The sequence below is a fragment of the Pantoea sp. UBA7232 genome (assembly GCF_002473195.1).
GTDB classification, from domain to species: Bacteria; Pseudomonadota; Gammaproteobacteria; order Enterobacterales; family Enterobacteriaceae; genus Pantoea; species Pantoea eucrina.
The window spans coordinates 1-18,055 of the sequence record NZ_DKTK01000008.1 but is presented as its reverse complement, the minus strand read 5'-3'; the positions used below and the strand labels follow the sequence as shown (position 1 = coordinate 18,055).

Sequence of the window (18,055 nt, the reverse complement as noted above, 5' to 3'; positions counted from 1 at the left end):
TTCCTTACAATTTCACTAACGTAATGATTATTTATCCCCTCTTAGTCCACATTTATAAAATAAGCGAGTCGGCAATATTGCAGAGCAGAAAATTAGCTCTAAGCTCATTGAATAACTTTAATAAATTCCCGGCGTTTTACCGGGATAAACATAATGAGCACTGTCGTCAACGAGGCGAAAATGAGCGAAGCACTCTGTACCATTATTTATAACGGGGAACGGCTGAGTGGCGCAGCGGATCAACCGCTGATCGATTTTCTGCAGCAGCAGGGAAAAAAACTGCCGCACGTCTGCTACCACCCGGCGTTGCCGCCGCTGCAAAGCTGCGATGTCTGCTGGGTCAGGGCTGACGGAGAGCAGGTGCGTGGCTGTACCCTGCGGACGTATGAAGGCTTGCAGGTGGTCAGTGAAGGCGCCGACCTGGCTGCTGCACAGCAGGAAGGTATGGACCGTATTCTGAATCGCCATGAACTTTACTGCACGGTGTGTGAGCACAATACCGGCGACTGTACGCTGCATAATGCGGTAGCCGATATGCACATGCCGATTCAGTTCTATCCCTATGAACGTAAACCCTACACGAAAGATCACAGCAATCCGTTTTATACCTACGATCCCGACCAGTGCATTCTCTGCGGACGCTGCGTTGAGGCGTGTCAGAACATAGAAGTCAATGAGACACTCTCAATTGACTACAGCGCAGAACATCCGCGCGTATTGTGGGATGGCGGGACGGAGATTGCCGGATCGAGCTGCGTCAGCTGCGGTCACTGCGTCACGGTTTGCCCGTGTAACGCGCTTTTAGAAAAAACCATGCAGCCCGATGCCGGTCCGTTTACCCGCATGGATGAGGATTTAAAGCGGCCGTTTATTGATGCCATTAAAAAAATGGAGAAGAGTATCGGCATGGAGCCGATAACCGGCATCTCACTGATTGATGATGCTTTGCGCAAAACAGAAATTAAAAAAACCAAAACAGTCTGCACCTACTGCGGCGTTGGCTGCAGCTTTGAGGTCTGGACGCGCGATCGCCATATCCTGAAGGTGCAGCCGGTCGCTGAGGCGCCGGTAAACGGCATCTCCACCTGCGTAAAAGGCAAGTTTGGTTGGGATTTTGTTAACAGCCCGAATCGCCTGACCACGCCGCTTATCCGGGAAAACGGAGCATTCCGGCCTGCCAGCTGGGAAGAGGCGCTGAACCGGGTGGCGGAAGGGCTGCGTGCCGTAGCGCATCAGCACGGCGGCGCAGCAATTGGATTTATTGGCTCCAGTAAAGCCAGTAATGAAGAGGCCTATCTGACGCAAAAGATCGCGCGCCTGATTTTTGGTACCAACAATGTCGATAACTCTTCACGCTATTGTCAGAACCCGGCTACCCAGGGGCTGTTCCGCACCGTGGGTTATGGCGGCGATGCCGGCACGCTGCGCGATCTGCAGCAGACCGATCTGATTATCACCGTGGGCAGTAATCTTGCAGAAAACCATCCGGTATTCGCCTCGCACATCAAACAGAGCCATAAACATCACGGGCAGAAACTGCTGGTCGTGGATCCGCGTAAGCATGAAATGGCGGAGCGCGCCGACTGCTATCTGCGTATCCGGCCCGGTACCGATATGGTCTGGGCCTCTGCGATGGCAAAATATATGTTCGATCATCACTATGCAGATGACGCGTTTCTGGCTGAACGCGTTAATGATGTTGACGCCTACCGCGCCTCGCTCGCGCCGTTTACGCTTGAGATGGCGAGTGAAGTAACCGGTCTGAGCGTGGAGGCGCTCACCGAGGCAGCGGAGATGATCGGCCAGGCAAACAGCGCCTGTATTCTCTGGGCGATGGGTATCACGCAGCACAGCCACGGTGCCGATGCCAGCACGGCACTCTCTAACCTGCTGCTGGTGACCGGCAACTATGGTCGCCCCGGCACCGGTGGCTATCCGATGCGCGGCCATAACAACGTGCAGGGGGCCAGCGACTTTGGCTGCCTGAGCAATGTTTACCCCGGCTATGAAAGCGTAACGGATGATGCGGTTCGCGAGAAGTGGGCGCGTGCCTGGCAGGTTGCGCCGGAAGCGCTCTCTGATGAAGAGGGGCTGGATAACTTCCTGATGATTGAGCACGCCCACGATAAGCAGCTGCGCGCAATGTACATCATCGGCGAAGATACCGCCTTTTCAGACGCTAACTCCACCAAAGTGGATGAAGCGTTCAGCCAGCTCGATTTTATGGTGGTGCAGGACATTTTCATGAGCAAAACCGCGCGCTACGCCGACGTGGTGCTGCCCGGCTGTCCGAGCCTGGAAAAAGAGGGCACATTCGTCAATACCGAGCGCCGTATACAGCACTTCTCCCCGGCGTTTGCTCCACTGGGTGAGAGCCGGCCTGACTGGCAGATTCTGACCGATCTCGCCGCGCGTCTCGGGCATCACTGGCGCTATCCAAACCCCGGCGCCATCATGGCGGAGGCGGCGGGCATTGCGGATCTGTTTGCCGGTGTGAGCTATGAACAGCTGGTAGGCTGGCAGTCACAGCTCTGGCCGGTGAAAGCAGATGGCAGCAGTACGCCGCTGCTCTATACCGACGCATTTGCGTTTCCGGATGGTAAAGCGCGTCTCTATGCGCTTGAGTGGCAGCCGCCAGAAGAGCAGCCGGACGCAGAGTACGATCTGCTGCTGAATAATGGCCGCATGCTGGAGCATTTCCAGTCCACAAACCAGACCGGGCAGGGCGGACGCATCATGTCGCTGTCACCCAACTGGTTTGTGGAGATCTCGCCGCAGCTGGCGGAAGCGCGTCAGCTGCAGGAGGGTGACTGGGTTGAAATCCGCTCGCGGCGCGGCGCGCTGGAGGTGCCGGTGGTGGTGACCGATCGTGCCGCAGGGAACGTGCTGTTTATCCCGATTCACTATGGCAAACCCGGCGTCAATGGTCTGACCGGTAACCACCACGACCCGGATGTGAACACGCCGGCTTACAAAGAGATTGCCGTCAGCCTGCGTAAACTGGCGCGTCAGCCTCAGCCGCATCCGCTGCCGTTGCATAACTTCCGTCACGGTCAGCGCACGCCGCTGGATCACCTGCCGGTTGAGGTGAAATGGCAGCAGCCGGAGTACCGTTTGCCCCCTGAACATGTTTCGCACCCGGAGAAAAGCTAATGGCCGAACCGCTGGACTACCAGCCTGAACCTGCGCGCACTGAACCTACCGCGCAGGAGTCACTCAATACGCTGCTGGAGAATCTGCATCAGCACGGCTTTCTGCGTCTCGCCAATGACGTGGTTAAAGCGAACAACGACATTGGTAAAATTCTTGCCGGCGGGCTGAATCGCCCCGGTACTCAGAACGCCATCCAGAACATTTCGCTGCTGTTTATGATGCTGAGCACTATTCCGCCCGAGCGGTTTAATCATGTACTGCTGGCGCTGCGCGATGCGCTGGTCGCGATGAAGCCAGCGAGCGAGTCTGTTCAGCAGGAGAAAGCTGCGCCCGGCATCAGAGGGGTAATGAAACTGCTTAATGATGAAGACCTGTGGCAGGGTGTGCGTCCGCTGCTGTCGGCGCTGGAAGTTTTTTCGCGCGAGATGCAGAAAGAGGAGGAGACCCCGATTACCCGCTACAGCGGTAAGCCGACCCGTGAATAGTCAGGAGTGGGTGCTGCTGATTGCCCGTGGTCAGTTTGCGCTGACCATGGGCATGCACATTACGCTGGCAGCGCTGACGCTGGGCCTGGCGCCTTTCCTGGTCTGGTTTGAAGCGCGCTGGCTATGGGGGAAGCGCCCTGAAGCGCGGCAGGCGCTGCAGTTCTGGATCAAAATTTTTGCCCTGACGGTGGCTATCGGCACCGTCTCTGGCGTCGTTATGGAATTTCAGTTCGGCACGCACTGGTCCGGGCTGGCGTCACGCGCGGGCGGGGTGATAGGCCCGCTGATGCTGTACGAAGTGCTTATCGCCTTTTTTCTGGAGTCCGCGCTGACCGGCGTGATGCTGTTTGGTTTTGATCGGGTTAAGCCTGGCGTCCATTTCACCGTGACCTGTTTTGTGGCGCTGGGCGCCGTGCTGAGCGCGTTCTGGATCCTTGCGGCTAACTCCTGGATGCAGACGCCGGTTGATTTTCATCTGACCGATGATGGCCGTCTGCTGCCCGACAGCGCGTGGACGCTGCTTGCTGCTCCCTCCTTTGGCTGGCGTCTGGCTCATATGCTGCTCGCCTCGGCAATAAGCGTCAGCTTCCTGCTGGGCGGCGTAGCCGCGTGGCGCTTGTGCCGTCAGCCGGATGAAGCGGCCAGTCGTCTGATGCTGCGCAGCGCGCTGACGGTAACGCTACTGGCGGTACCGGCGCAGATTGTAGTGGGCGATCTGCATGGTGAAAATACGCGCACCTGGCAACCGGCTAAGCTGGCTGCCATCGAGGGGAGCTGGCACGCTCCGCCGCCGGGTCAGGGAGAGCCGCTGCGGCTGTTTGCCATTCCGGATCAGCAGGCGCAGCGCAACCACGCTGAACTGGCGATCCCGGCGATCGGCTCCCTCTACCTGCGTCACAACCTCAGCGGGCATATTAAAAGTCTGAGCGAGTTTCCGGCAGAGGCGTTGCCGCCCGTGTTACCGGTGTTTTTTGCGTTTCGCCTGATGGTGGGATGCGGCGTACTGATGCTGGTGGTTAGCCTGGCGGCCAACCTGCAGCGCTGGCGCGGTCGTTTATACCATTCACCGCGCCTGTTGCGTCTGCTGACGCTGATGTCGCCTGCCGGGTTTTTGGCGCTGCTGGCTGGCTGGGTGGTCACGGAAATGGGACGTCAGCCCTGGACGGTTTATGGCGTGTTACGTACTGCTGACAGCCTTTCGCCGCTGTCGCTCAGCAGTACATTGGTCATTTTTATCGCTATCGTGCTGGTCTATACGCTGGGTTTTGCGGCTGGCCTGCTCTATTTAGTGCGTCAAATCAACGCACCGCTGCCTGACGATGCCGACGTGGCAGCCGAGCACGTTGAAACACCGGCCTGAGGAGCTGATGATGCTTGCCGATCTCTCTGCCGCCGTGCTGATTTTTTCACTGCTGATGTATCTGGCGCTGGATGGCACCGATCTTGGCGTGGGCATGCTGTTTTACGCTTTCGACACGCCACAGCAGCGGCAGTGGATGGCACACAGCCTGCTGCCGCTATGGGATGCTAACGAGACCTGGCTGGTGCTGATGGCCGGGGGAATGCTGGCGCTTTTTCCTGCGCTCTATAGTCTGCTGCTGCAGACGCTGATGGTGCCGGTATTTCTGCTGCTGCTGGCGCTGTTTCTGCGCGCGCTGGCGCTGGCGTATCGCGCGCAGGTGAGTAGGGCATGGCGTGTCTGGCTTGACCGTCTGATGATAGCCAGTTCGCTGGCCGCAGCCTTTTTGCCCGGCTGGATAAGCGGCCTGATCCTGGTTTCGCGTCCGCCTGCCGGAATTATGATCGATCTCTCGCTGGCACCGCTGCTGTGTGGCGCCGGCGTGGTGGCAGTCGATCTGCTGCTGGGCTGCTGCTGGATCTGCTGGCGTCTGGGTGAGGCGGCGGGAGAACGCGCCCGGTCACTTGCCGTGCTGGCATGGACCTGCGCGGTGATATGTCTGACAGGCGTGATACTGCTGGAGCCGACGCTATGGCAGCTGAGCTGGCAGCGCGCGCCTGGCCAGCTTATTCTGATTGCGATCCCGCTGCTGATTGTGCTTCAGGCCATATTACTCTGGCGCGAAGCGATGGTGGCGCTGCTGATGACAACGCTGCTGCTTGTCGGCGCAGTGGTCATCGCCCTGGCGTTCGGCCTCTATCCGTGGCTGCTGCCGTTTCAGCTGCGTATTCAGGAAGAGGCCTCGTCGCCGGTGACGCAGGGCGTGGTGCTGACCGGCATGCTGATTTTCCTGCCGCTGACGCTGGCCTACCACAGCTGGTCCTTTTGGGTATTCAAACGCCGCCATCAGCGCTGAGTTTACGGCTGGTCAGCGGGTATACGCATAAACCAGGTTCCCTGCAGCTGCATGCGTAAAAAATCGCGAAACAGTGTTTCCAGCGTCTGCTGAGGATCGACGTCAGCGAAACGCTGCGGATAGAGCGTTTTAGCCATAAATTCTGCTGCAACGACGTGCCACGGGCTGAGATAAAAATTCATCCACAGCGCGCCCGCCTGACCATTATGCAGCGCCTTCAGCCCGCGCAGCCCTTTCTGCTGTCCGGTCAGCTGCTGAAAACTCTGCAGTGCAACATCAGGCGCGATCTCCGGTCCGAGCTTCAGCCGGCCACTGCTCTGATTGTCGCTAAAACCGGTAGCAAAGTAGTAGTCAGGCTGCGCGGCAATCACGCTCTCTTCACTCAGGCGGGCAAACACACCCTGCCGGGTACGGGCGGCGATGTTGTCGCCTCCGGCCAGGCGCAGAAGCTCGCCCAGACTGCCGTTGATTGCCGTCACGCAGCACTCATTGCGGCGTCCCAGATGCAGGTGCAGCAGCACTTCAGGGCGCGCACCGTGAAAATCAGCAAGCCGCTCCTCAATGACCCGCATATGGGCGGCGTAAAACCGGTTAAATGCGGCTGCCCGCGCCTGCTGATTAATTACATCACCCAGGATCTCCACGCTGCGCCGGGTATTCTTCAGCAGCTGAACGCGCAGGTCGATCTTCACGACCGGAATGTGTGCCGCCTGCAGTACCGCAAGCAGACGCGCGTCAGCATCATCATAGCGTGCCAGGCTGGGTAAAATGACGACGTCGGGGCGCAGCGCAATAATCTGTTCCGGGTTGATCGCCGCCGGGCCACCGCTGCCAAGTGACGGAACCGTCTCTATTTGCGGAAAACGCCGCGCAAAGCTGCGCCACATCTGCGCATCATATTTCTGCAGATCGCGTGGCCAGCCCACAATGTGCTGCAGCGGATTATCAGGCGCCAGCAGCGCCAGTGTGTAAAGCATACGGCTCTCGCCAAGCACAATACGCTGCGGGCGATCGGGTATTGTCACCCAATGACCGTCAATATCGGTAAGTGTTTTTGCCTGCGCCAGCGGGCTTAGCAGCAGCCCGGCTAACAGCAGCAGGCTGGCGAAAAAGAGTGAATCAGAACGCAATGCTCGCCTCCGCCACCAGATTGCGGGTCTCGCCTTCGCGTACGCGCAGGTTGCCACCGCTGGAGGTGTAGTAGTGTTTATCAAACAGATTATTCAGGTTCAGCTGAAGCCGGGTTTTATGTCCGGAAAGGGTACTGTTCCAGGCAATAAAGGTGTCGGCTACCGTATAGTCAGGCAGGGTAAAGCTGTTCTCCGGATCGCCCGCGCGTGAACCGACATAGCGGGCACCCCCCCCGATGCGGAAATCACCCGGAATGCCGGGCAGCGCCAGCGTGTGGGTGAGCCAAAGTGCACCGGCGTGACGGGGAGCGTTCTGCAGCCGGTTGCCGTTATTGGCCCTGTTTACGCCATCGTCAGCGATCTCCGCTATATCATAGCTGTAACTGGCGCTGATCTCCCAGCCGGCAGCCACTTCCCCGTTAAGCTCCGCTTCAGCGCCTGTGGATCGCGCCCGGTTGATAGTGCGCGTGGTGCCATTGATGCTGAGTGACATATCGCGCTCATTAATGCGGTAAAGCGCCAGGCTGGCAAACAGCGTCGGCGTGATTTGCCACTTGCTGCCCGCTTCCCAGCTGGTGCCCTGTTCAGGTTTGCCCACCCGTCCCGCATCATCCACCTCGGTTGAGGGGGTGAACGATTTGCTGACGCTGGTGTAGAGCGATATATCCGGTGTCAGTTTGTAGATCGCGCCTGCCTGCGGCAAAAATTTGTTGCCGCTGCTCTCCAGCGTCGGCACGATTGGGTCGGCTCCCTTTGAGGCGCGCTGTTCATAATGCTGATAGCGGCCGCCCGCCACCAGGGTCCAGCGATCGTTAATCGCTACGCTATCTTTGGCGTAAAGCGAGCGGCTGTGAATGCGGTTCAGCAGCCGCGCATTTGCGCGGCGCTCGGTAGTGGCATCCGTGACCGGCGCAAGCAGATCGTAATGCGGTTCGGCAAGCGTAAACCCGCGATTTGCTTTGCCCTGATACTGCCGCGCCCGCAAGGTCTGATTCATCTCATAATCGGTGCCCGCCACCAGCGTGTGCGTCATGCCGGCAAGCTGCTGCGTACCGGTCAGATCCCAGGCGATATATTTTGTCTGATGATTAAAACCGCGATTGGCGTCAGCGCGACGCGTCACAACCCCGCTGTCCGGATCGATGGCGGTAACGCGCACTTCATTATTATCATACTGGCGCTGGTTCCAGCCCAGCGTCACACGCGTGCTCCAGTCGTCACTAAGCTGCCAGTCGTAGTGGGTATTCAGCGTTTTATTATGGCCCCAGGCGTGGCCAGCTTTATCATCCAGCCGATCTTTGTAGCCGATATCAACCGGGCGGTTATGGATAAACGCCGTACCGCGATCGTAAGGAATATCATACTGGTAATCTTCGTAACTCAGCAGAAAGCTGGCTTTCTCGCCATACCACTGCAGCGAGGGTGCGATGAGCCGGTGTTTATCACGACCAAAATTGCGCCAGTAATCCTGGTTCTGCTGCTCTGCGACCAGCCGGAAAGCAAAACCGTTATCCAGTGGTCCGGTGATATCGAACGTACCGCTGCCGCCGCCGCCGCTGCTGGCGGTCCGGCCGCTCAGCGCGGTACGCCATTCATAAAGCGGTTTTTTGCTGATGATATTGATGACGCCGCCCGGATTCTGGATGCCGTAGAGCAGTGAAGCGGATCCTTTCAGTACTTCAACCCGCTCCGTTGCTGCGTTGACATTGAGGCCCTGACTGCTGCGTATGCCATCGCGATAGATCGAACCGTCGCTGTTGCCGCCAAACCCGCGGCGCACAAAGCCATCTTCCGTGCCTGCCAGCGTATTACCTTCGCTTACGCCGCTGACAAAGCGCATCGCCTCCGTCAGGCGACTGACCTGGTAATCCTCCAGCTGTTGCGGCGTTACGATGCTGACTGACTGGATCTCATCAAGCCGCGCAACGGGCAGTTTGCTGCTGACGGTGCTGCTGCCGGCGCTATAGCCGGACGCGGTTTCACTATCAGCCTGAACCGTGAGCGTGATTTCCTGCTCTGCGGCATTGGCCGTAACGGAGACAGGGATAAGCCCCTGCAGCGCAACATATAACGCAGGGCGTAACGCCTTTGGCACAAAAGTAGAGGAAATAAGCATGTCAGCAAACCTGGTAAAGACGGAGTGTTCCGTCATAAAGCCATCGGCAAAACCTGCCGCGCGCGGGCAGGCAGAATAATCATTCAGCGGCCACAATGCAGGCTTGAATGTAATTGAGAATCATTCAAACATGAAAGAATGTAGTAGTAAACGGATATAATGCAGGCAATACTACATTTATCCGGAATCCGTCTAATGACGGTATATTTAAATATTAATTTTATAAATCAATATTTTAATCATTAAAATGCGAAGAGGTTTCTCGTTCTGTGAGTAAAGTGAATAGGGCGCATCTCATTATCACGAGACCAGTCACTACAACATATCCGCCTTTCACAGCGGGTAATGTCAGGAGCCTCAGCCCATGGCGCTGAAAAAAAAGGGTGTCCGGACAGACATTTTTGCGACCGCTGCCGGGCTCGTATCGCCAGTCTCTCCCCCCGGCTGCAGACGGTCGCCCGCTATATTGATGCGCATCGTGAGAGCGTGGCGGAAGCGACGGCTATCGATATTGCCGCCGCAACGGGAACGTCTGATGCGACGGTGATCCGTGCCGTACAGGCGCTGGGCTTTACGGGCCTGCGCGATCTTAAACTCACGCTGGCGGAGTGGGCGGGGCCGGCCATTAACTCTGCGGCAAAGATGAGCGCGACCGTTAGCGAACTGGCCTGCGATATTAATGCCAGCATCGATTTTGTGCTGCTGGGACACCAGCAGGCGTGTCACGCGCTGGCACAGCCCGAAAACCGTCAGGCGGTGGCACAGGCGGTGGCGTTGCTGAGCGAAGCGCGTCAGGTCGCCCTCTTTGGCATCAACGCGTCAGGTATTCTTGCGGACTACAGCGCCCGTATGTTCAGCCGTATCGGGCTGCCCGCCACAACCCTGAACCGCACCGGCATTGCGCTGGCAGAGCAGTTGCTGAGCCTGCAGCGTGGTGATGTACTGGTGATGATGGCGCAGAAATCGGCGCATCGTGAAGGGGTCACGGCGTTAAAGGAGGCGAGAAAGCTGGGCATTCCTGTCATTCTGCTGACGCATGCGATGGAGTCTGCCTTTGCGCGCGAGGCTGATATCGTGATCAATGTACCACGCGGCGGGGAAGGAGGACGCATGCCGCTGCACGGGACCGTGCTGGTCTGTCTTGAAATGCTTATCCTGTCGGTTGCCTCAGTCAATGCCGGACGCACGGTGAAAACCATGAAGCGGATTCAGGAGCTAAACCGATCGCTTAAGCCCGGTACTAAACGCTAAGTGTGAACCGATCGTGAATATCCGGCGCGCGCAAATTTCACGAAAAATAACACCTGCCGGTGCGGTTTTATCGCTATAAATGCAGGCAAAAGAAGGAGTTCTTGTGCGTGCATTTCTGACAACTATTACCCTGTTTATAACACTCGTTCTGACCAGCCCGGTTAGCCTGGCGGCAGACGCCATGGCGTTCTGGTCAGCATCGCGGCACGGGGCCAACAGTTTTAACCGGCTGCCGCCTGACAGCAAATATTTTACGGCTCTGCATGACTACGGTGCCAGCTGGGTACGGCTCTCCTGGGATAAGTGGCCCACGCAGCAACGCGATTTTTTGCTGGGTAACGCAGATGAGTATCGCGGGCTGGACGCCGGCGATCTGCAGACGCTTATCCACACCCTCGACCGCGCCTGGGCAGCGGGCCTGCGCGTGGTTATTACGCCTCTCTCTCTGCCCGGCATGCGCTGGGCGCAGAATAACGGGGGAAAATTTGACGATCGGCTCTGGCAGGATAAAGCCTGGTGGGAAGCCAGCGTGCGCTACTGGCACGATCTGGCTGCTGCTCTGCACCATCATCCCGCTATCGCCGCCTATAACCTGATCAATGAGCCCGCGCCGGAAAAAAATGGCGGACTGGCAGAGCACGCCAGCAGCGAGGCGATGGCGCGCTGGTATCAGCAGCAGCGTGGCGGAAGCCGCGATCTGCCGGCGTTTTATGCCGCGCTGATAGCCGCTATTCGTGAAGCAGATGCCGTTACACCGATAATGGTCGACAGCGGCTGGTATGCCGCCGCCGATGCGTTTGACTACTGGCCTGAGGCGCTGCACGACACGCGCATACTTTACAGCGTGCACATGTATGAACCCTATGCTGCGACCAGCGCACCCAACGCCCGGCGCGAAAAACCCTGGCCCTATCCGGGTTACGTACCTTTCGGCGAGGATATGCAGCAGTGGGATGCGGCGCGTGTCGCGGACTATCTGGCACGCCCTTTTGAATGGGCTGCGCGTAACGGGATCGATAAGCGGCAGCTGGTGGTTAGCGAGTTTGGTTGCGTGCGCACGCTGGCCGGTTGTACCCGGTACCTGGAAGATGTGCTGACGGTGCTGGACAGCCATGACGCGCACTGGGCATTTTATAGCTTTCGTGAAGATAGCTGGGACGGCATGGATTATGAACTGGGTCGTCAGAAAGTGCCGTGGCGCTACTGGCAGGCGGCAGAGAAAAATCTGCCCGATCCCCTGCCGCGCAGCGCCACAAAAGAGTTTGAGCCGATACGCAAGCGGCTCGCCGGTCAGTAAGGCGTGCCGGGCCATGCGGCCCGGCACGCCCCGCCTCAGGCGATAGTTTTGCGATTGCTGAGCAGATCTTTCACGCTCTCTGCTACCCGCTTGCCCGCCAGGAAAGCGTGATCCGAATTGTAATACTCCCATTCGCTGTAGCGCCCGGCCAGATGGATACTTTGCGTGGCCAGCCAGCTACGGATCAGCGCCACGTTGGCACTGCGCGCATGATCGTAAACGACATAGGCGTACGGCATGTTTACGATACTACTGGTGAGGATCTCATCATCCTCATTGATAATGCCTACCCGGATACAGTCATCGATACAGCGCTGGATCAGCGCTTCACCCTCACAGGGCAGCGGTTGATCGTCACGCCAGGTGATTTCACAGGTCAGACCGAATCCGCCCGGAGGATTACAGTGCGGGCTGGCATTACCCTGCAGAAAGATGCGATGGAACAGCGTGTCTCCCGGATAGTAAATCCAGTGTTTTTCACTGATCGCCGGACGTCCGATACCAAGATTAACGCAGCACACAGAGGTATGACGCAGCTGAGAAGCCGCCTGCTGTACCGCCTGCGGCGCGCGGGCGCCCATCAGGCGCACCAGTTCCGGTAAGGGCAGCGTGCTGATGAGCTGGTCATACTGCAGATGCCTGCCGTCGCTGAGCGTGACGCTGCGCGACTGCGGCTGAATCTCGGCTACCGCCGTTCCGGTCTCCAGCGTACAGCTAAGGTGAGGCAGGAAACCGTTCATCAGCGCCTGAAAGCCGCCGCGCAGCGGATAGCCGAAGCGCGCGTTGGGCCCGACCGGTTTCTCCAGCGGCGCAAGCGCACCGCTGACGATCTGCGCCAGATCCGGCAGGGGTACGCGACCGCCCAGCCACGAGGTCTCCATGCTGGCCAGCGGCGTTTTCCACAGTTTACGGTTATAGGGAACGGCAAAATGACGGGCGATGCCTTTGCCCCAGACGCGATAGATAAAATGTTCAAAATCTTCACTGTCGCGCTGTTCAGTGATGCAGCTCTCATCCGCTACCACGCCGTCGGCGCAGCAGTCGCGCGATGCGTCTGCGCCAGGCAGTATGGCGGTATCGTTTTCTGCCGCGCCGTAGCGCGCTTCAATCGCGCCCAGCACACATTCACTAATCACCTCCGCCGGCAGGCCGTGCAGCGCTGACTGGAACGGGTAGCGCGTATAGACATCGTGGCTATAGACCCAGGCTTCGCGCATCTGCCAGTGCTGATTCTCACCCAGCAGCAGATCGTAGAGCTCCAGCACGTAGGGATCGTTGGAGAACATGATGTGACCGGCATAGTCGAAGGTAAAACCCTTATCTTCGATTGACCGGCACCAGCCGCCTGGCGACTCATTTTTCTCCAGTACGACGGCCCCTTTACCGTAATGATAACCGGCACTCAGGCCGGTAGGCCCTGCGCCGAGGATAAGACATTCAACCGGATGCAGCGTGACCGGCTGCGTGCGTTCAGCGGGTGCAGCGGCCTGCGTCGCAGGCTGTGCGGGCTGACGTTTAATGGCGCAGAGGTGCTGCTGCATCTGCGCCACCGTATTATCCCAGGACGTCGCGGCGACTACGGCAGCCATCGCTTCAGCCTGCATATGACGCCGTTCAGCTGTCTGGCGCAGAGCGTGTTCGCAGCCCTGAATAAAGGCTTCCTGCGAATCGGCTATTGTCACGACGTCAGCATACTGGCGCGCTACGTCAGCGATCGCTGTGCTGACAATCGGCAGCTGCGCGGCCATGTACTCCAGAACCTTTGTCGGGCTGATAAAGCGCGTGGAGGCATTGAGCGCAAACGGCATCAGGCAGACATCCCAGCCCGCCAGAAACTGCGGCAGGGCGGCATAAGGCTGCTGTCCGAACCAGTGCAGGTTTTTACGCTGCGGCAGCGTCGCAGGCTCGATCTTGACCACCGGTCCCACCATGATGATCTGCCAGTCAGGGTGCGCGTCAGCCAGCGCGGTGACCAGCGGCAGATCCATGCGCTCATCAATCACACCGTAGTAGCCGAGGCGCGGTTTAGGCAGAAACTGCTGCAGCGGATGGCCGTTGCTGCGGGCGAGCGCCTGTGCAAAGTGCCCGGCATCCACGCTGCTGGGAAAACAGTGAACGCGCGAGTGACGATCTTTTTTCGCTTCATACAGGCTGCGTCCGCCGGTAAAGACCAGGTCAGCGCGGCTCAGAAGAGCCGATTCGCGCTGCTGCAGCTGACGCGGCGCCTGGTCAAACGCGGAGAGTTCATCCATACAGTCATAAATGATCCCGCGGCTGTTAAACGCGCTAAGCAGCGGCAGCGCCATTGGGGTGTAGAACCAGACCAGCGGTTCAGTGCCAGGCTCCAGCAGGTTGCTGAGCAGCGGCTGCAGTAGCGCAATCTGGTCGTCATGAAAACCGGGGGCGTGTATCGGCGTATGCGGCTCGACCACGGTGACATTGGCCGCCGGCTGCGAGGTGCGCAATCCTGCTTCACCCGCCTGATAAACCGGCTCTTCAATAAAAATAATCCGGTGGTGCTGTGCAAGGCGTGAGAGCACATGCTGCGGCCGCTGAAACACAAATCCCCAGCGCAGATGACTAAATACCACCAGTACAGATTGATTCATGGCGAACTCCTTTGGCCCAGCGGCCGGTGTGAGAAACCCCTGAAAACGCGCGAGTGCGCGTTGTGATTGCCGCAGCGCGGCAGCATAAGCGTGGTTAAGCAGGCGAACGTTTTGCGAATCGCTATCCCACAGACCGCTATGCGGCCAGTGCGTAATATCTTCCCAGAGAGGCCGATCGATAATCGGGTAAAGGCAAATGCCGCGAATATCGCAGCCTGCCAGCTGCGCCTGCGCGACCTGGTCGGTAATATGGGTTATCCAGGCCGCGCGGCCGCTGCCGACGTGGCTGGTTTCTGCCAGCAGCAGGGGGCGCTGATAGCGCGCCGAGAGACGGGCAAGCATGTCGGATAACGGAATGCGCCGGGCATCATCCAGATGCCACTCCAGCCGCTGGCCGGTCTGCGCCAGCCACTGGTTACCGTGATAATAGTTGGCTCCGATCAGATCCAGATAGCGCGGCGACCCGCCCAGCTCCGGTTCACGCAGCCCTGCCAGCATATCCCACGCCTGATACTGCGCGGCCGTCAGAGCGGCGGCGTGCTGTTGTGCGTGCTCGCTTTCATCCTCCGGCACCACATGAATAACGGGATCGCAGTGCAGAAAACGTACGCGCGGATCGACGGCCAGAATGGCATCACAGCCCGCCAGGGCAGCGCGTACCAGCTGCCGCTTAATGGCATCGGGATCGCTATCGGCGTTGTTACCAAAGAGTCCTACTGAAATACCCCAGGCGAAAAAAGAGAGCTCGTTAACCGGTGAGTAAACCGGGGGCACGTCACGGTAAAATCCGGCCAGACAGGTCGCAACCTGATGGCAGAACCGCGCAAAACGCGGCACAAATTCAGGTGAGAACAGGGTGAGATCGTCCGGCCAGCCATAGTGGCTCAGCGTCCAGTTCACCTGAATACCCTGCTCGCTGGCCGACTGCATGCAGCGGGTCAGCCGGGCAAAGGTACGCTGTGGATCGGCTTCAGCCAGCCGCCAGCCCACGCTTTCACGCACTGACCGAATATTAAATGCAGCGAGCGCGGCATAATCCGTTGCAATATGCACGTCGTGTGCATTGATTACATTCATATCAAGTGCAATCCCGGCGGGATTAATATGATCGGCACCCTCAAAACCGGCCTGCCAGAAGCTGGAAAATGGCAACATTTAATTCTCCTGGAAAACAGGACAAAACAGCAGCCCTGTAAAGTAAATTACAGGACCAGCTTTAGTTGAAATTTATCAGGGCTGTGACTGGATTAATAAAAAGGCTGCCAGCGGGTTACACGACAACGTCAGGGCAGCGGTAAAAATTTATAAAGGTTGTTTGAGGAAATTATAGTCAGGTGCCGGGTTTCAGCAACCCTGTGAAGTTGCTGAAAAAAAAGCAAAGCGGCAGCCAATGCTTTGCTTTATTGACTGCTGATCCTCTCTTTTTTCGGCGAATAACACCATTTTTCAATGGCTACAGTAGAAAAATGGAAAAATTACTATTTCAGCGAAGGATAATTTATTCGCAGCGATTTTTGATTTGCGCTTCACGTTTTTTAATCCAAAAAAAAGCTGCCGTTATGTTCAACATGTTGAATGGCATAATAATTGCGCCTGACGGTTTTTATTTGCAGCACTTTTAGGTTTAATTTTTGCGGCTCTGATTAGGCTGCAGAGAAAAAATTGCGTTACGTATTAAACCAGCCGCTGAGCAAAAGCTGCTTCGGCCAGCGCTGCAAGGTAGTGTGCAGCAGGCAACAGCACATCATCGTTAATGCGAAACGCAGGGTGATGCAGAGGCCAGGCTTCACCGGTGCCAATCATGATAAATGCGCCGGGTATGTGCTGCTGATAGTAAGCAAAATCTTCGCCAATCGGGGTGGCAGCAATTTCACGTGCGTCCAGCCCGTTAAGCGCTGCCTGCTGCAGGGCAAACGCTGTCCAGTGCGCATCATTTATCACTGCGGGTGGCCCGGCCTGCCAGGTGATTGCTATTTCAGCCGCAAACGCTGCGCTGATACCTTTTACCAGTTCACGAAATCGCTGTTCAATACGTTCGCGCGCTGCGGCGGAAAAGGTGCGCACGGTGCCTTCCAGCCAGGCGCTTTCCGGAATGACATTCCACGTGCTGCCGCTGTGAAGCTGGGTAATCGAGAACACAGCATTCTCTGCTGAAGGGAGGTTACGGCTGATCAGCGTCTGGACTGCAGAGACAATGTGCGCGGCAATCACAATAGGGTCGTTACCCTGATTCGGGTGTGCGGCATGGCTGCCGGTGCCGGTGATCTGTAGCGCAAAGCGGTCAACGGCGGCGGTCAGGGCGCCCGCCCGGCTGCCCGCCACACCTGCCGGCAGAGAGGGATCGTTATGGAGACCAAATATGGCAAACGCATCCTGCAAAGCACCGCTGGCAAGCACCGCGGGTGCGCCTTCACCGGTCTCCTCTGCTGCCTGAAAAATAAAGCGCACCTGTCCAGCCAGCTGTGTTTCGCGGGATTTCAGCAGAATGGCTGCGCCCAGTATGGCCGCACTGTGAAAATCGTGACCGCAGGCGTGCATGACTCCGGGATGCGCTGAAGTAAACTCTACTCCGGAGTGCTCTTCAATCGGCAAGGCATCAATATCGCCCCGCAGCACCACCAGCGGACCGGTTGCGGGACCCACTTCAGCGACCAGTCCGGTTGTCAGCGCCAGGGAGAGAATACGGATATTGTGCGCCTCCAGCTGCTCACGAATGCGTTGTGTGGTGGCAAATTCCTGGTTTGACAGCTCCGGGAAACGGTGCAGCTCCTGCCGGAAAGCGACCAGCTGTTCTGTTAACTGCGTTAATTCTGACGGCGACATAGTTTGTTCCTTTCTCACGATTACGCTGCGCGGCGTGCAGCACGTTATCCGGGGAAGGTAACAGCAGAACGAGTGAGCGTTATATCTCAATACCCGCAATGATATTGCAATAAGTGAATAACAGCAGCGGCTGATCGGTTCAGGGTTATAAAGAAGGGCAGGAAGAGTGGCGAAACCAGCCCCGGGGAAATGAGGCTGGGAAATATGCGTGTCAGCTAATCAGATTAAAAAATCGTCCAGCGATGCGCCGGCATCAATAGCACTCTTAATCGGAGAAGGCGTGCGGCCCTGACCGGTCCACTGCTTTTCATTACCTTCTTCATCGGTATATTTATACTTAGCCGGACGCGGCGCGCGTTTGGCTTTAGGTTTAGTTTCTGCCTGGTTTAATTGCGCAAGTTCACTAATATCGATGCCATCATTCATCAGCATCTCTTTGTATAACGCCAGTTTTTCTGCTTTTTCGCGCTGAGCAGCATTATCTGCTTCAGCTTCTTCACGGCGTTCTGCAACGACCACAGCGAGCTTTTCCAGCATCTCATTTAATACCGCTACTTCAATATCACGCGTCTGAGCACGCAGTGTACGAAGATTATTCAATGCCTTTAGTGCATCGCTCATGAATATAACCCTTATTACTGATGTGAAAATTTGAAAGCGCGCATTCTACGATATTTTTTCTCAAATTAAAATATGCATCATGGCGTTAAATCAGCTATATCGCACAATTATCAAACTCATTGAGTTATCACCTGCATCAGAAATTTATTAGCCGCAAACTGAATATTTAACGGACACCAGAATTTATAAAGTGGTCACGCTACCGGCAGTACGCCAGGGTCGCATCAATACGACAGGGGTCGCATTAATGCGACC

Annotated in this window: 11 protein-coding genes; 6 read left to right on the top strand and 5 right to left on the bottom strand. The window is 57.3% G+C overall.

Annotated elements, in window-relative coordinates; translation table 11 throughout:
- Positions 1-180 precede the first annotated feature (180 nt).
- The 4 genes from fdhF to B4056_RS07975 are packed head-to-tail and all read left to right on the top strand — an operon-like array spanning position 181 to position 5,953.
- A complete protein-coding gene (gene fdhF / locus B4056_RS07990) occupies positions 181-3,153 on the top strand; it encodes a formate dehydrogenase subunit alpha (RefSeq protein WP_094110888.1) in 2,973 nt (990 codons plus the stop codon).
- Entirely contained in the window at positions 3,153-3,638 is a 486-nt protein-coding gene (locus B4056_RS07985; protein ID WP_040113859.1) for a DUF1641 domain-containing protein, read from the top strand. Before fdhF ends, B4056_RS07985 begins: the two co-directional genes overlap by 1 nt.
- Positions 3,631-4,998: a cytochrome ubiquinol oxidase subunit I gene (locus tag B4056_RS07980; RefSeq protein WP_071668299.1), complete on the top strand. Its 1,368-nt coding sequence runs from the start codon at positions 3,631-3,633 to the stop codon at positions 4,996-4,998. Before B4056_RS07985 ends, B4056_RS07980 begins: the two co-directional genes overlap by 8 nt.
- A 7-nt stretch (positions 4,999-5,005) precedes the next feature.
- Positions 5,006-5,953: a cytochrome d ubiquinol oxidase subunit II gene (locus B4056_RS07975; RefSeq protein WP_158530709.1), complete on the top strand. Its 948-nt coding sequence runs from the start codon at positions 5,006-5,008 to the stop codon at positions 5,951-5,953.
- A 2-nt stretch (positions 5,954-5,955) separates the two neighbouring features.
- Here the strand turns inward: B4056_RS07975 and B4056_RS07970 are convergent, their stop codons facing one another.
- On the bottom strand, positions 5,956-7,083 hold the full coding sequence (locus B4056_RS07970; protein ID WP_094110860.1) for an ABC transporter substrate-binding protein: 1,128 nt from the start codon (positions 7,081-7,083) through the stop codon (positions 5,956-5,958).
- Positions 7,073-9,199, bottom strand: coding sequence for a TonB-dependent siderophore receptor (locus tag B4056_RS07965; RefSeq protein ID WP_288654347.1), 2,127 nt, complete (start codon positions 9,197-9,199; stop codon positions 7,073-7,075). The genes B4056_RS07970 and B4056_RS07965 overlap by 11 nt, the downstream gene beginning before the upstream one ends.
- A gap of 345 nt (positions 9,200-9,544) precedes the next feature.
- Between B4056_RS07965 and B4056_RS07960 the strand changes: the two genes are divergently transcribed.
- Positions 9,545-10,450, top strand: a complete 906-nt coding sequence (locus B4056_RS07960; protein WP_288654345.1) for a MurR/RpiR family transcriptional regulator — start codon at positions 9,545-9,547, stop codon at positions 10,448-10,450.
- A 103-nt stretch (positions 10,451-10,553) separates the two neighbouring features.
- Positions 10,554-11,747, top strand: a complete 1,194-nt coding sequence (locus tag B4056_RS07955; RefSeq protein ID WP_223811795.1) for a glycoside hydrolase family 5 protein — start codon at positions 10,554-10,556, stop codon at positions 11,745-11,747.
- Positions 11,748-11,782: 35 nt separating this feature from the next.
- Here B4056_RS07955 and B4056_RS07950 read toward each other — a convergent pair whose 3' ends face one another.
- From B4056_RS07950 to B4056_RS07940, 3 genes are all read right to left on the bottom strand, one after another.
- Complete coding sequence (locus tag B4056_RS07950) at positions 11,783-15,511, bottom strand: FAD-dependent oxidoreductase (RefSeq protein ID WP_288654342.1); 3,729 nt, start codon at positions 15,509-15,511, stop codon at positions 11,783-11,785.
- Between the two features lie 519 nt (positions 15,512-16,030).
- Positions 16,031-17,179 (bottom strand): amidohydrolase, encoded by a 1,149-nt coding sequence (locus tag B4056_RS07945; protein WP_288654340.1) that lies wholly within the window; start codon positions 17,177-17,179, stop codon positions 16,031-16,033.
- A gap of 219 nt (positions 17,180-17,398) precedes the next feature.
- Positions 17,399-17,800 carry an H-NS family nucleoid-associated regulatory protein gene (locus tag B4056_RS07940; RefSeq protein ID WP_071668305.1) on the bottom strand — a complete coding sequence of 134 codons (402 nt, stop codon included), beginning with the start codon at positions 17,798-17,800 and terminating at the stop codon, positions 17,399-17,401.
- Positions 17,801-18,055 lie beyond the last annotated feature (255 nt).